The sequence below is a fragment of the Actinomyces sp. HMSC08A09 genome (assembly GCF_001807465.1).
Classification (GTDB): Bacteria; Actinomycetota; Actinomycetes; order Actinomycetales; family Actinomycetaceae; genus Actinomyces; species Actinomyces oris.
On the sequence record NZ_KV789151.1, the window covers coordinates 24,634 to 37,950 of the forward strand.

The 13,317-nt window shown below is 69.8% G+C and carries 13 protein-coding genes and 1 tRNA gene; 5 read left to right on the forward strand and 9 right to left on the reverse strand.

Annotated elements, in window-relative coordinates:
* The first annotated feature begins 244 nt into the window (after positions 1-244).
* The 3 genes from HMPREF3165_RS10925 (at position 245) to HMPREF3165_RS10935 (ending at position 2,728) form a co-directional block, all read left to right on the forward strand.
* A complete protein-coding gene (locus HMPREF3165_RS10925) occupies positions 245-1,174 on the forward strand; it encodes a DsbA family protein (RefSeq protein WP_070513446.1) in 930 nt (309 codons plus the stop codon).
* 164 nt (positions 1,175-1,338) lie between these two features.
* Positions 1,339-1,414 (forward strand) — tRNA-Thr (locus tag HMPREF3165_RS10930).
* Between the two features lie 87 nt (positions 1,415-1,501).
* Positions 1,502-2,728: a methyltransferase domain-containing protein gene (locus HMPREF3165_RS10935; RefSeq protein ID WP_070513449.1), complete on the forward strand. Its 1,227-nt coding sequence runs from the start codon at positions 1,502-1,504 to the stop codon at positions 2,726-2,728.
* A gap of 8 nt (positions 2,729-2,736) precedes the next feature.
* On the opposite strand, the gene HMPREF3165_RS10940 is transcribed toward HMPREF3165_RS10935, so the two are convergent.
* Positions 2,737-4,101 carry a PAS domain-containing protein gene (locus tag HMPREF3165_RS10940; RefSeq protein ID WP_009407808.1) on the reverse strand — a complete coding sequence of 455 codons (1,365 nt, stop codon included), beginning with the start codon at positions 4,099-4,101 and terminating at the stop codon, positions 2,737-2,739.
* A 322-nt stretch (positions 4,102-4,423) separates the two neighbouring features.
* Here HMPREF3165_RS10940 and HMPREF3165_RS10945 point away from each other — a divergent pair, with 322 nt between their 5' ends.
* Both HMPREF3165_RS10945 and HMPREF3165_RS10950 read left to right on the forward strand, forming a co-directional pair.
* Positions 4,424-5,767: a serpin family protein gene (locus HMPREF3165_RS10945; RefSeq protein WP_070513452.1), complete on the forward strand. Its 1,344-nt coding sequence runs from the start codon at positions 4,424-4,426 to the stop codon at positions 5,765-5,767.
* 373 nt (positions 5,768-6,140) lie between these two features.
* Positions 6,141-6,587, forward strand: a complete 447-nt coding sequence (locus tag HMPREF3165_RS10950; protein ID WP_070513455.1) for a GNAT family N-acetyltransferase — start codon at positions 6,141-6,143, stop codon at positions 6,585-6,587.
* A 177-nt stretch (positions 6,588-6,764) separates the two neighbouring features.
* Here the strand turns inward: HMPREF3165_RS10950 and HMPREF3165_RS10955 are convergent, their stop codons facing one another.
* The 8 genes from HMPREF3165_RS10955 to HMPREF3165_RS10990 all read right to left on the reverse strand — a co-directional run bounded on the left by HMPREF3165_RS10955 (position 6,765) and on the right by HMPREF3165_RS10990 (position 13,150).
* Entirely contained in the window at positions 6,765-7,568 is an 804-nt protein-coding gene (locus HMPREF3165_RS10955; RefSeq protein ID WP_256275287.1) for an HAD family hydrolase, read from the reverse strand.
* Positions 7,569-7,737: 169 nt separating this feature from the next.
* Positions 7,738-8,616 (reverse strand): HAD family hydrolase, encoded by an 879-nt coding sequence (locus HMPREF3165_RS10960; protein WP_070513461.1) that lies wholly within the window; start codon positions 8,614-8,616, stop codon positions 7,738-7,740.
* Between the two features lie 82 nt (positions 8,617-8,698).
* Positions 8,699-9,298, reverse strand: a complete 600-nt coding sequence (locus tag HMPREF3165_RS10965; protein ID WP_070513464.1) for a hypothetical protein — start codon at positions 9,296-9,298, stop codon at positions 8,699-8,701.
* Entirely contained in the window at positions 9,291-10,073 is a 783-nt protein-coding gene (locus tag HMPREF3165_RS10970; protein WP_070513466.1) for an HAD-IIB family hydrolase, read from the reverse strand. The genes HMPREF3165_RS10965 and HMPREF3165_RS10970 overlap by 8 nt, the downstream gene beginning before the upstream one ends.
* Positions 10,074-10,297: 224 nt before the next feature.
* On the reverse strand, positions 10,298-11,155 hold the full coding sequence (locus HMPREF3165_RS10975) for a PTS system mannose/fructose/sorbose family transporter subunit IID (protein ID WP_009407764.1): 858 nt from the start codon (positions 11,153-11,155) through the stop codon (positions 10,298-10,300).
* 21 nt (positions 11,156-11,176) lie between these two features.
* Positions 11,177-12,109: a PTS mannose/fructose/sorbose transporter subunit IIC gene (locus HMPREF3165_RS10980; protein ID WP_003788909.1), complete on the reverse strand. Its 933-nt coding sequence runs from the start codon at positions 12,107-12,109 to the stop codon at positions 11,177-11,179.
* A 109-nt stretch (positions 12,110-12,218) separates the two neighbouring features.
* Complete coding sequence (locus HMPREF3165_RS10985; protein WP_009407462.1) at positions 12,219-12,710, reverse strand: PTS sugar transporter subunit IIB; 492 nt, start codon at positions 12,708-12,710, stop codon at positions 12,219-12,221.
* Positions 12,710-13,150, reverse strand: a complete 441-nt coding sequence (locus tag HMPREF3165_RS10990; protein ID WP_040322120.1) for a PTS sugar transporter subunit IIA — start codon at positions 13,148-13,150, stop codon at positions 12,710-12,712. The genes HMPREF3165_RS10985 and HMPREF3165_RS10990 overlap by 1 nt, the downstream gene beginning before the upstream one ends.
* Positions 13,151-13,317 lie beyond the last annotated feature (167 nt).

Sequence of the window (13,317 nt, forward strand, 5' to 3'; positions counted from 1 at the left end):
TCATGGTCACAATCCCCTCCACCCGGTCACTCCCGGACCGCTCGGTCCGATTCCCCCGATTCTGCCCGACCCCGACTGCACGCGCCGGGACAACGACGACCGATGCGTCACAATCCGCCACCGGCAGACACCAGGCGTGGTTTCCTCCAGGATCCTCGGGCAGAATGTCGTCACGACAGCCATCACTCGTTGACTATTCGTCTTCCTGGTCGTCCGCTCGTCACCGCATCACAAGGAGCACCGCGTGTCCAGTAACCAGCCCCGCCAGACCAAGGCCCAGCGCCGTGAGGCCGCGCGCCTCAAGGCCAAGGAGCTGCGCGAGGCCTCAGCCCGCCGCGAGCGCCGCAACATGATCGCCCGCCGCAGCTTCATCGGGGTCGCGGGCCTGGGAGTGACCGGCGGACTCGGCTACCTCGTCTACCGCGGCGTCGAGGCCAAGAACGGCACCAAGGACAACAAGTCGTCGTCGAAGTTCCCCGCACCGAGCGAGGGCCTGGCCACCGCGAAGGCGAACCAGAGTGGTATCCCCAAGCAGGTCCTCTCCGATGCCTCCTGGACCTACGGTGAGGGACCCGCCCTCGACACCGTCGCCGCCTCGGCCCCCGTCCTGGACATCTACTTCGACTACTCCTGCTCTCACTGCGCCCAGTTCGAGGGCCTCCACACCCAGGAGATCAACCAGCTCCTGAGCGAGAAGAAGATCACCCTGGCCCTCCACCCCTGCAAGCTCCTCGAGCAGGAGTGGACCAGCGTCGTCATGAACGCGATGGGCGTGGTGCTCGATGAGGCCCCGGCCCAGTCCCTGAGCTTCCACAACGCCGCCTTTGAGATCTTCTCCCAGGTCATTCAGACCAAGAACCAGAGCAACATGACGGTGGAGGGCCTGGTCGCTGCCGCCACCAAGGTGAACGTCCCCAAGGACGTCTCCGGCAAGTTCAAGGCGGCCGTCGACTCCGACAAGTACGGCAAGTGGGTCAAGCTCGGCGATGAGGCCTTCAAGGCCCGGGAGCTGGAGGGAACCCCCACCGTCTTCTTCAAGGGAGAGAAGGTCGACCTGAACAAGCTTCAGACTCCGACCTCTCTGACCGAGCTCGTCGCCGCCGCCACCCCGACGGCGCAGCCCAGCCAGCAGGCCTCTCAGCAGCCCAGCCCGCAGCCGACTCAGCAGGGCTGACCGGGGCCCGTCGCACCGCCCGGGGCGGCGGCCCTGCACAGGCCCCTCCCGGCACCCACATGCCCGGGCGGCGACGGGCGCAGCGCCGCCTCCCACGGTTTCCCGCCGTGGGGCGGTCTGTGTCAGACTGTCCCACGCACCTGCGGCCGCCTGGCCGGCCGCGCGCCGCTTTAGCTCAGTTGGTAGAGCAGCTGTCTTGTAAACAGCAGGTCGTCGGTTCGAGTCCGACAAGCGGCTCCATTCATCGCCCGCAGCCGTCCGGGGCCCGGCCACTCCTGTCACGGCCCCACCCCACGGCCGGCCACGAGCGCACCACCGGGAGGGGACATGTCGGTGACCGCAGCAGACGCGGCGTCCTGCGTCCTCCACGACGCCGGCACCTGCCGCTCCTGCCCCCACCTGTCCCTGCCGATGCCCGACCAGCTGGCCGCCAAGCAATCCCGCGTCGCCGCCCTCCTGGCCGAGCACGTCCCGGCCGAGCTGTGGCAGGCACCGGCGGCAAGCGCCCCCACCGGCTTCCGCAACAAGGCGAAGATGGCGGTGGCCGGGACCGCTGCCCACCCCACGCTGGGGATCCTCGATGGCGCCGGATGCGGCGTCGACCTGCGCACCTGCCCGCTGCACGTGCCCGCCATCGAGGCGGCCCTGCCAGTGCTGGCCGACCTCGTCACCGAGCTGGGCCTTCGCCCCTACGACGTGCCCACGCGCCGCGGCGAACTCAAGTACATCCTCGTGACCGCCTCGCCCGACGACGACCTCATGGTGCGCTTCGTCCTGCGCTCCCGCCGATACCAGGAGCGGCTGCGCGCCGCCGTGCCGGATCTGCGTCGGCGCCTGCCCCAACTGGCGGTGGCCGCCGTCAACATCCAGAGCGTCCACCAGGCCGTCATCGAGGGACCCGAGGAGATCGTCCTGACCGAGGAGGACCGCCTCCTCATGCGCCTGAGCCTGCCGTCACCGGGGCTCGGCAGCCGGGCAGGCCGGCGCGCCGAGAGCGTCGAGCTGCCCCTCTACCTACCCACCCGTTCCTTCTTCCAGACCAACACGGCCGTGGCCGAGGCGCTCTACGCCACCGCCCGCGACTGGGCCCAGGAGGCCGAGCCGGCCCGGGTGTGGGACCTGTTCTGCGGCGTCGGCGGCTTCGCCCTGGCCCTGGCGGCGCCCGACCGGCAGGTGCTGGGGGTGGAGGTCTCGGCGCCGGCCATTGACGGGGCGCGCGCGGCCGCCGACCTCATGAGCCTGGACCCGACCCTGGTGCGCTTCGAGGCCGGCGACGCCCGCGTCCTGGACCCGGCCGCCGGGGACCGCGCCGGCGGGGTGCAGCGCCCGGACCTGCTCGTGGTCAACCCACCCCGGCGCGGGATCGGGGAGCAACTGGCCACCCGGATCGAGGCCTCCGGCGTGGAGCGGGTGCTCTACTCCTCCTGCAACCCGCGCACGCTGGCGACGGACCTGGCGCACCTGCCCTCCATGCGGGTGGTGCGCTCGCGCCTGTTCGACATGTTCCCGCACACCGAGCACGCCGAGGTGCTCGTGGAGCTGGTACGGGACTGAGCCCGCGGCTAGCCGAGCTCGGCCAGGGCGGCGCGCACGTCGGCCAGGGCGCTGTTGATGGCCTCGGCCTCGAAGGGGACCTCGAGGTCGCGCAGGCGTACGGCCAGGTCCGCCAGGTCCCGGGCCTCGCCGAAGCCCTGCTCGGCCAAGGTGCGGGCGGTGGTCACGGAGTCGGCCTGCCCGGCGCCGGCGGCCGCGGCCGCCTCGAGAACCTCCAGGATCGGGCCCTGGATGACGCCGAGGTCCTCGGCCACAACATCCAGCTCACCACCCACCAGCTCGCGGCGCGCGTCGAGCAGGCCGACGCGCTGGGTGAGGTTGTCGGCGCCGTCGCTCAGCGCCGAGCACAGCTCGGTGAGGCTGCCGACGGCGTCGTTGGCGTCAACCTCGTCCTGGCCCTGGAGGATCTGCAGGGCGAAGAGCCCGGCGGCCAGGTTGTGCAGGCGGGCCAGGGCGATGCGGAAGCTCACCGAGTCCAGGTCGCCGCGCAGCGCCTCGATCTGGCTGCTCAGCGGGTGGAGCTGCTCGGAGCACTCCAGGACCAGGGCGTCGACCTGCTGGCAGCGCGCGGCGACGTCGTCGGCCTGCTCTCCGTGGCCCAGGACCTCGACGTCGGTGCCGACGGCGCGCATGGCCTCGCGCAGGGTGCCCAGGCGGGTCGAGAGGGCCTCGATCTCGCCGGCCCTCTCGCCCAGGAGGTCGGCGAGCCGCTGACCCTCCTGGAGGATGCCGACCAGCCCGGCGGTCTCGGCCTCGATCCGGCCCATGGCCCCCAGGATGCGGGCCACGGGGCCCTCGGTCTGCGGGCTGTCGGGGATACCGACGCCGTGGGCCAGCAGCTCACCGACCTCGGCGACCAGCACCCTGCGGGTGAAGTCGATCGCGTCGGCGTAGCCCAGGGCCTGCAGCTCGGCCTGAAGAGCGGCCTGCCCGGCGGCGGCCACCTCCCGGCGGGTGGAGCCGGCCGCGGCGGAGGCCTCCTCGACGTCGCGGACCCGGGCGTAGGCGGCCTCGATGTCGTCACGCAAGTCGGTGAGCATCGGCAGGGTGCGCACGGACAGGTAGCCGGAGCCGGAGGGCACGATCGTGGCGAAGACGCGGTAGTGGCCGTCGTCGGAGGAGCGGTTGGTGATGTAGGCGCTGGCGGCCCGGCCCTCCTCGATGGCGTCCCAGATGGAGCGGAACAGGCCGGCGGGCATGTCGGCGTGCCGCACCACGTTGTGGGCCCGCCCCACCAGGGCGCCGCGCGGGTAGCCGGACAGGCGCATGAAGGTGGAGTTGGCGCGGCGGATGCGTCCGTGGGAGTCCGTGGTGGAGAAGAAGAGCTCGTCGGCGGCGAAGACGTGCTCGACGTGAGCGGCGGACTCGACCATGAGTGACCTTCCTAGTGACCTTCCTGGGGCGGCGCAGGCGCGCGGCGTCGGAGCTGTGGGGCCTGCGGGGCGTTGTGGGACCTTGGTCGGAAGCCTACTCTTGACCGGCCGTCGAGGCGGCCGTTCCCGGCAGGAGGGCGAGTCACCGTGGTCACGGCGTGATGGGGCCGTTTTCTGCCGATCGAGTGGTCGCGGGCGCAGGCTGCAGCGGGCCCAGCCGCCACCGGCCCGGGGATGATTCCCCATGGTGGGAGTTCACCAAGGCGCTGACAGGGCCGGGCGGGCTCCCTAACCTGACGCCATGACCCCGAGTAATCCCTTGATGAGCCTGTCCGCCTCCGACCACTGTGGCTTGGCCCGCCGTCAGGTGCTGGCACTGGGCGCCCTGGTTCCCGCAGCAGTGGTGCTGCTGGGCGGCTGCTCCCTGGCCTCAGGCACGCAGCTGACCTCCAAGGTCACCCACGAGAAGGTCAGTCTCTCCGACGTCGCCTCCCAGGTGACCAAGGCCGCCACCGCCTGCGACCAGCTCGGGAGCAAGCTCCTGACCCACTACCTCAAGGAGGACTCGGCCGCGACGGCGATGGCCTCCCCTCTCAGTCTCGCCTTCGTCCTGGCGATCCTGGCCGACGGCGCCACGGACGCCGCGGCCCAGGGCTATGACGCGCTCCTGGGGCTCTCGGGTGAGGACCGCGACCGGGTCTGGTCGGCCATCCAGAACTCCCTGAACCGCTACGACAGTGACCTCAAGGGCTTCGACCCGGACAAGGCCCCCGACAAGCCGCTCGTTCACCTGGCCAACCACGTCCTCATCTCCGACGACAAGACGTTCAAGGTCAAGCAGACCTACCTCGATGCGGTGCTGCGCTGGTTCTCCACTGAGATCGAGCAGGTCGGCGTGAGCTCCATGAAGGAGAACCTCGATGCCTGGGCCTCACGCAACACGGCCGGCCTCATCCCGGAAAGCGGCATCGATGTCACCCAGGACACCCGCCTGGTGGTGCAGAACGCGCTGCTCTTCGCTGCCCAGTGGGAATCCCCCTTCGAGGCCGGGAGCACCTCGCAGAGGAACTTCACGCTCGCCGGGGGCAAGACCGTCAAGGCCGACCTCATGCACGACACGCGCTCCATCCCTCACACCACGGGGAAGGGCTGGGCGGCAGTGCGCCTGGCCTACGCCGGCGGGCAGGACGGGAGGGACTCCGACCTCGCTCTCGACGTCGTCCTGCCCGACGCCGGAACCCTGCCGAGTGCCATGGATGCCGGGACATGGGCGGAGGCGTCCACGGCTCTGGACAAGGTGCGCCCCCGAGAGGTGGAGCTGGCCCTGCCCAAGCTGGACCTCACCTCCGAGCCCAAGGAGCTCCTCGACTTCCTCAAGGAGCAGGGGCTCAAGCCCGAGGGCCTGGACAAGATCGCGCCCGAGCTGGCACTGACTCAGGTGGTCCAGCAGATACGCCTCATCCTGGATGAGGAAGGCACCGTCGCGGCCGCTTTGAGCGAGGGCCAGGCAGCGGCGATGGCGGCGCCGGCGGAGCAGACCAAGCCAGTCGAGTTCACGGTGGACCACCCCTACGTGCTGCGACTGCGGGACCTGACCAGCGGCACCGCTCTGCTCGAAGCCGCCATCATGGATCCCACCGTCAAGGAGATCAGCGGCTCGGCCTGACCGGGCCCGCCGGCGGCCGGCCGGGGCGCCCTCGGACCTTGGCTCCGCAAACCAAGGTGGCCCGTCGGCCGAGACTCTCCACGAGCCCAGACGCCCCAGCCCAACCATTCCAACAGCCGAGGTGCCCTATCGGTCAGGGAACTCCACCCCGCCAGCCCTTGCCCTGTCGCTCAGGCTCCCCCGGCCGAGCCACCCCACGAGCCCAGGCATCCCACCTCACCGGCCGAGTCTCTCCACCGGATTCTTCCGGTCGGTGGGGCATCTCGGCGCTCGGAGCGCTCCCAGGCGGTAGGCTCCAGGGCTGACAGGAAGCCGTCGCGGGACCAGCCCGTCTCGGCCCGCCGCCTCTTTTCAACCAGCAGGAGAACTCCTCATGACCGTTGAGCTCGTCACCACCTCCAGCCCGGAGATCGTCGAGGCCATGGAGCGCCTCATCCCACAACTCTCCCGCAGCGCCCCGGCGCTGACCGCCGAGCAGTGCGAGGCCCTCATCGCTCAGGAGGGGGTCTTCCTCTTCGTCTTCCGGCCCGAGGCCGAGGCCGGGCAGAACGCCCCGATCCTGGGCATGCTCACCCTGGCGACCTTCACGATCCCCACGGGCCTGCGCGCCTGGGTGGAGGACGTCGTCGTCGACGGTGAGGCCCGCGGCCAGGGTGCCGGGCAGGCCCTCGTGGAGGCCGCCGTCGAGCACGCCGGGAAGCTGGGCGCGCGCACGGTGGACCTCACCTCCCGCCCCACGCGCGAGGCCGCCAACCGCCTCTACCGCCGCGCCGGCTTCGAGCTGCGGGAGACCAACGTCTACCGCTACGCCCAGGCCTGAGCGGCGCCCCCACGGGCCCCTTCCTACCGCCATCACTTCGACCGAATCTTCAGAATCGACCCGGAGCCGCGTCGATTCTGAAGATTCGGTCGAAGTGTGTAGGCGCGCTGAGCCAGTCGGTGCTCAGCAGCCGGGCGAGAGGCACCGACGGCACGCGGGCCCAGCCTCCACGCGCCTTCAGGCCAGGAGGGCCTCGATGAAGGCGGCCACGCTCGGGGTGGTGCGCCCGCCGGCGGCCTCGACGACCTCGCCCGGGGCACCGGCCATCGCGCAGGGGATGTCGGCCTGCTCGAACATCGAGATGTCATTCCAGGAGTCGCCCACGGCGGCCACCTCACTGACCTCCATGCCCTGGTCGGCCAGCAGCTCGGCGAGCCGGCCCAGGCCCATCCCCTTGGACTCGCCTGCGGCCGTGACGTCCACGAAGCCGGTCGAGCGGGTGCAGCTGATGCCGTCCACCGTCTCCTCCAGGCCGCTGGCCAGCGCCGCGGCGGTCCGAACGTCGGGGATGTGCAGCGGCATGGAGGTCACTCCCAGGCCCGCAACCTGCGACAGGGGCGCCACGGTGAAGCGGTCCGGCGGCGTGCGCTGGTCGGTGGACAGACCGATCGGGTCGTCCAGCACGTAGTCGCGCTCGAGGGTTGAGGCGAACACCGAGACGGGGGCCTGGGTGACATCGCCGATCGCCCGCACGACCGCCCGCACCTGGTCGGCCTCAAGCGTCCGGGTGCGGTGCACCTGACCGGCCGCGTCGATGACGGTCGTGCCCGTGGCGCAGACGGCGTAGTCGTAGTCCAGGCCGATGGATGTCGAGGCCCGGGCCACCTCGACGGCGTGCTGCACCAGCCGCACCGAGCGCCCCGTGGCCAGCACGAGGAGATTGCCGGCGGCCCGCCAGCGCACGAGAGCCTTGGCGTCGGCCTGCCTGACGACGTGGTGGAAGACGAGGGTGCCGTCGAGATCCGTGGCGAGCAGACGCATGCCGGCGAGCATAGCCCGCACTCCCCGCTTCCGCCCTATGCCCGCCGCGCGCCGCGACACCCCAGCCCACCGGCGCATCAACGCCGCAACGCCGCAACACTTCGACCGAATCTTCAAAAAAGACCCGGAGCCGCGTCGATTCTGAAGTTTCTGTCGAAGTGTGTGGACCCTAGAGCGTCGGTCGCCCCATGAGGGAGTCGATGAGGTCGGCGAGGCTGGAGACCGTGCCGTCGCACTGGGCCACTACCTCCGGCGGCGACCAGGGCAGGGCGTAGGAGTGGTCGGCGGCGGCGTGCATGGAGATGTCGTTCCAGGAGTCCCCGATGGACCAGGTCTCCACCGGCTCCGCCGTCCACGGACCGACGTCGAACCCCGCCGAGCTGCCGACCGGCGCCTCCCCGGACGCACCCTCTCCGGCAGCCCCGTCCGTCTCCCCGGCGGGCGGCTCGGCCAGGCGCGCCACCAGCCGCCTGAGGCCCTCCCCCTTGGAGGCCGAGGCGGGCACGACGTCGATGAAGTCCTGGTTGCGGAAGCCCACCGCCTGCCCCTCCCAGCGCCGGTGCAGGTAGGTCTCGGTGCGCGCGGCCATCTCCGGGTCGGTGAAGCGCATCGGCACCCCGATGACCTCGCGCCCGTCCAGCTCGCGCCGGGTGGCCGGCCGGAACAGCGTCAGCAGCTCGGAGCCGGAGCCGATCGTGTCGTAGATGAGCAGGTCCTCGTCCAGCCCGGTGGTGAAGACGGTGACACCCGGCGCCCCTTCGACGAAGTCGAGAATGTCCTCGACGACGCCGGCCGGCAGCGCCGTGGAGCACTGCACCCGGATGTCCTCATCCACGATGGCGGCCCCCGTGTAGAGGATGGCGTTGTCGAACTCCAGGCCCATGGGCACCACGACGTGCTCCAGCGCCGAGACCGACCGGCCGGTGTTGATGACCAGGAGGTTGCCGGCCGCCCGCCACCGGGCCATGGCCTCGCGGTCACGCAGCGAGATCGTCCCGTTGAAGACGATGGTGCCGTCCAGGTCGGTGGAGATGAGCCTGCGTGGCATGGGAGTCCTTTCCGTTCCGGTCCTGCCGGTCTCCAGCCGCCTCAGAGCGGCCTGCGGGCGACCCGCGAGCCGTCCAGGATCGCTAGGAGCCGTCAGCAGCCTTATTCTCCTCATTCTTCGCCGCAGCGTCAGCGGACTCGTCGGACTCGTGACCCGTTCCCTCCCGGCGGGCCTTCTTCTCGGCCTTGCGGGCCTTCTTGGCCTGCTTCTTGTCCTCGCGCTCCAGGCGCTCGTGGGCCCACTGGGCGTAGCCCTGCAGGAGGCTGCGCGAGTCGGGGGTGAGGATCTTGTTGTCCTCGAGCAGCCCCTCGGCGCGCAGGGTCATGAACCGCAGGTACTCGGGGTTGCGGGTGAGCCCCCACTGGCGCTTGGCCTCCTCCAGGTCGGAGACGTCGCGACGCACCTGCCGCTCGATCATGGCGCGTCCGCCCATGAGGAAGATGGCCACGAGCAGGGCCAGGATCGAGCCGATGCCCCGCGTGAAGGGGTAGAGGATGCAGGCGATGACCATGAGCCAGGTGACGTACTTGCCCATGGAGTGGGTGTAGCCGCGCCAGCGGCCGTCCTCCCCAGTGGCCCAGGCGCGCAGCTTGGCGCGCCCGTCGGGATCCCCGCCGTTGAACCAGTCGCGCACCCGGGTGCCCAGGGTCCGCACACCATCGGTCTTGCTGTTCTCACTCATGCCGGTCGCCTTCCAGGATCGTGGTGATGAGCTCGGCCATGGAGCCCACGGTGGTCTCGCACGCGGCCGTCACCTCCGGCGGGGACCAGGGCAGGGCAACGGCGTGGTCGGCGACGGCGTGCATGTCCAGGTCGTTCCAGGAGTCGCCGATGGTCCAGACCTCGATGTCCTGCCCCACCAGGGGCCCGTCCAGGAGGGCGCGCAGGCCCGCGCCCTTGGTGGCGCCGGCGGGCACGAGGTCGAGGAACTCCTGGTTGCGGTGGCAGTCCAGGACGCCCTCCCAGCGCCCGGTGAGGTCGTGCTGGAGGCGCTCGCGCAGGGCGTCGTCGGTGACGCGCAGGGGCACGCCGATGAAGCGGTGGGCGTCCATCTCCTCCAGGCTCAGGTGCTCGAAGACCGCGAGGATGGAGGAGATCTCCTCGTTGTTGTCAGCCAGGATGTAGTCGGTCTCGATGGTGGTGGCGTAGGTGGTCACCCCCGGCAGGTCAACGGTGCGGGTCGCCACGTCGCGGGCGACGCCGTCGGGCAGGTAGCGGGCCGAGAGGACCTGGTAGCCACCGTCGATGAGGACCGCCCCGGTGAAGACGACGCCGTAGTCGAAGTCGACGCCCAGGGGCGCCAGGACGTCGCGGGTGGCGAAGGAGGACTTGCCGGTGTCCACGGCCAGGAGGTTGCCGGCGGCCCGCCAGCGGGCCATGGCCTCACGGTCGGCGGGTGAGACGGAGCGGTCGAAGACGATGGTGGCGTCCAGGTCGGTGACGAGGAGTCGGGTCACGCGGGTTCCTTGCTTGAGGGGGCGGAGGACGGGGACGACGTCGGAGCGGGGCGGGAGGAGGAGAGCCGGGAGGAGGCGTCGGACGGCCCCGGTGGAGCACTGATGGCGCGCCGGGAGAACTGGCGCCGGCCCCGCGCATTCTACCGAACACACGGAACGGGGAGGGGGCTGGAAGCAAGTCCTACGCCCCCTCCCCGCTCAGAGACGGGATGCGGATGCCGTCGTCAGACTCCCAGGAAGCCGGTCCAGCGCCCCAGGATGCCGAAGGCGAACATGCCCAGGATGATCCACAGGGCGTTGACCTTCTTATTGAGCAGCCACATGCACAGGAAGGTCAGGCCCAACGCCGCCAGGCCGGGCAGCAGCTGGTCGAGGATGCTCTGGACGGTCGTCACCTTGACGATCTGGGTGTCGGGGTCGGCGACCTTGGAGACCACGGTCGGGAACTTGATGGTGGTCCACTTGGAGACCAGGGCGCCCATGACGAACAGACCCATGATGGCGGCCATCTGGGTGATCTTCTTGAGCTGCCCACCGCCGACCTCGGTGACCATCTCGGTCCCGCGCTCGTAGCCGAACTTCAGGCCGTACCAGCGGGTGAGCACGCGCAGGAGGTTGATGCCGACGAAGAACAGCAGCGGGCCCACGATCGAGCCGTTGAGGGCCAGGGAGGCGCCCAGCGCCGCCAGGACGGGGCGAGCGGTCCCCCAGAAGATGGGGTCGCCGACGCCGGCCAGCGGCCCCATGAGGCCGACCTTGACCGAGGTGATGGTCTCCTCGGAGATCTCCTCGCCCTTTGCCTTCTGCTCCTCCATGGCGGCGGTGACGCCGAAGACGACCGAGGAGACCCAGGGATGGGTGTTGTAGAACTCCAGGTGCCGCTTGAGAGCGGCGGCCTGGGCGCTCTTGTCGTCGCGGTAGAACTTCCGGATGGCGGGCATGAGCGTGTAGCAGAAGCCCATGGCCTGCATGCGCTCGAAGTTGAAGGAGCCGAGCAGGAAGGTGGAGCGCCAGTACATCCGGCGCAGGTCACGAGTGGTGAGCATCTTCTCCGAGGTGGCCGGAGCGGTTTCAGTAGTCATGAGAGTCTTCCTTCTTCCAGCTCAGTCGAGCTCGTCGTCGAGGTCGTCATCCAGGTCGCTGCTGGAGCCGCCGCTGGCTGCGGGGGAGGCGGCGGCGGGCAGACGCACGGAGTCGTGGAACTCGGGGTTGAGCTGGACGTAGATGACGGCCAGGCAGGCCCCCAGAATGCCCAGCGCCACGAGGGTGGCGCCGTTGGGAGCGAGGTCGATGACCCACTTGTCGATGCCCTTGCTGTGGTCGCTGACCGAGGCCGAGCCGCCCACGGTGGTGGCGAAGGTGGCGAAGATGAAGCCCAGGAAGAAGAAGGGCATGAGCTTGCGCGCCTTCATCATGTTGATGACCATGGCGTAACCGACGACGACGATGAAGCCTCCGGCGATGCCCAGGCCCTCGGTGATGACCTTCGGAATGGCGTCGAGGGCGTGCTTGACCGTGTCACCCGAGGCCAGTGCGGCAACCACTGCGGTCGGGATGGCGACGCGCAGTCCCTGCAGGCCCAGGGCCGTGAAGTGCATGATGGCGATGCCCCGGTAGTTGGCCTGCTCGGCGAAGCGGTCGGCCTGATGGGCGAAGAAGATGGCGATCGTTCGCACGAAGATCGTCAGGGCCTGGCCGGCGACGGCCAGCGGGACGGCCACACCGATGGCGGCCGCGATGGCGCTCTTGGTGGAGGAGGCGTCACCGACCGAGGCCACGGCGATGATGGTGGAGACGGTGGACGCCAGGGCGGAGTCGGGGGCCATGGCGGCACCGACGTTCATCCAGCCCAGGGCGAGCAGCTCCAGGGAGCCACCGACCATGATGCCGACGGCGGGGTTGCCCAGGGCGATACCGGTCAGGGTGCAGGCGACGAGCGGGCGGTGGAACTGCCGCTCGTCCAGGACGCTGGCCATACCCGCGACGAACGCCACGAGCGTGACCAGAATGATCTGGATCAGATTGATGTCATGCACGGTATGTCTCTCTCATGTGAGGGTTGACAGCACACTCCTGCTGAGCCCGCCACCGAGGGGTGACGGGATGGAGGTGTGCGAGGGAGGTGTGGGGACGAAGGCCGCGCCCTTAGAGCAGGCCCTTCTCCTTGAGGGCCCCCATGAGGTCGGAGCTCGCGGTGGAGGGCACCTGCTGGATGTACTGCTTGATGCCGCGCGAGTCGATCTCCTTGAAGGCCTCGACGTCGGCAGGGCTGGCGTAGACGGCCTGGGAGACCTGGCTGGTGCCCTGCTTGAAGGTCATGCCGCCGACGTTGACCTCCTTGGCCTCCACGCCCAGGTCGAGCAGGCGCACGATGTCGGCCGGGGTCTCGACGACGATGACGGCCTTGAGGGTCTCGTACTTGGGGTTCTTGTAGACGCGCGCGGCCTTCTCCACTCCCAGCACGTGGACCTTCACCTTGCCGCCGCCGGTCTGCAGCATGAGGGTCTTGCGCAGCTCGTCGTTGGCGGCGCCGTCGGAGACGGCGAGGATGGCCTCGGCGCCCAGGGATCCGGCCCAGTTGTTGGCGACCTGTCCGTGAACCAGGCGGGAATCAATACGCAGGAGCTTGACGTCCATCAGAGCTCGTCTCCTTCATCGTCGGAAGTGGTGGTGGGGGCAGGGGTGAAGACTTCGGAGAGGACCTTGACGCCGTCGACGGCGGAGGTGCGGGCGGCCTCCACGAGCTCGGCGAGACCGGCGCCGGTCAGACGTCGGGACAGGACCTCGATGACCATGGGCAGGTTGACGCCGGTGACGACGTCGGCATCGTCGCGCCCCGCCGCGAACCGGGCGGCGGCGTTATAGGGGCTGCCGCCGAAGAGGTCGACGAGGATGAGGTACTCCTGGCTGGAGGAGGCCTCGACCGCGGCGGCGTACTTCGCCAGCAGGTCATCGGGGCCCTCGGAGGGATCGAAGGTGACGGCGACGACGTCGTCACTGGGGCCGACGATCATCGACGAGGAGGCGACAAGACCTTCAGCCAGGTGTCCGTGCGCGGCTACGACCAGGCAGACCATGGGCGGGGACCTTTCCCATCCGGGCTGCCGCCGAGGGTACGTATGGCCTGGGCAACAGCAACGTGTGTGACATGGCGACGATAAAAAGGATCAGGGTGATCGCCACCACTCAGTTGCCCACCACTTTCACACAGAAGCGCACAAAACCAACGTTGATAACGCGCGTT

Excerpts from the sequence above, each read along its gene's own strand:
- HMPREF3165_RS10935 (WP_070513449.1), top strand. The coding sequence starts at position 1,502 with ATGTCGGTGACCGCAGCAGACGCGGCGTCCTGCGTCCTCCACGACGCC.
- HMPREF3165_RS10940 (WP_009407808.1), bottom strand. The coding sequence starts at position 4,101 with ATGGTCGAGTCCGCCGCTCACGTCGAGCACGTCTTCGCCGCCGACGAG.
- HMPREF3165_RS10945 (WP_070513452.1), top strand. The coding sequence starts at position 4,424 with ATGAGCCTGTCCGCCTCCGACCACTGTGGCTTGGCCCGCCGTCAGGTG.
- HMPREF3165_RS10950 (WP_070513455.1), top strand. The coding sequence starts at position 6,141 with ATGACCGTTGAGCTCGTCACCACCTCCAGCCCGGAGATCGTCGAGGCC.
- HMPREF3165_RS10955 (WP_256275287.1), bottom strand. The coding sequence starts at position 7,568 with ATGCGTCTGCTCGCCACGGATCTCGACGGCACCCTCGTCTTCCACCAC.
- HMPREF3165_RS10960 (WP_070513461.1), bottom strand. The coding sequence starts at position 8,616 with ATGCCACGCAGGCTCATCTCCACCGACCTGGACGGCACCATCGTCTTC.
- HMPREF3165_RS10965 (WP_070513464.1), bottom strand. The coding sequence starts at position 9,298 with ATGAGTGAGAACAGCAAGACCGATGGTGTGCGGACCCTGGGCACCCGG.
- HMPREF3165_RS10975 (WP_009407764.1), bottom strand. The coding sequence starts at position 11,155 with ATGACTACTGAAACCGCTCCGGCCACCTCGGAGAAGATGCTCACCACT.
- HMPREF3165_RS10985 (WP_009407462.1), bottom strand. The coding sequence starts at position 12,710 with ATGGACGTCAAGCTCCTGCGTATTGATTCCCGCCTGGTTCACGGACAG.
- HMPREF3165_RS10990 (WP_040322120.1), bottom strand. The coding sequence starts at position 13,150 with ATGGTCTGCCTGGTCGTAGCCGCGCACGGACACCTGGCTGAAGGTCTT.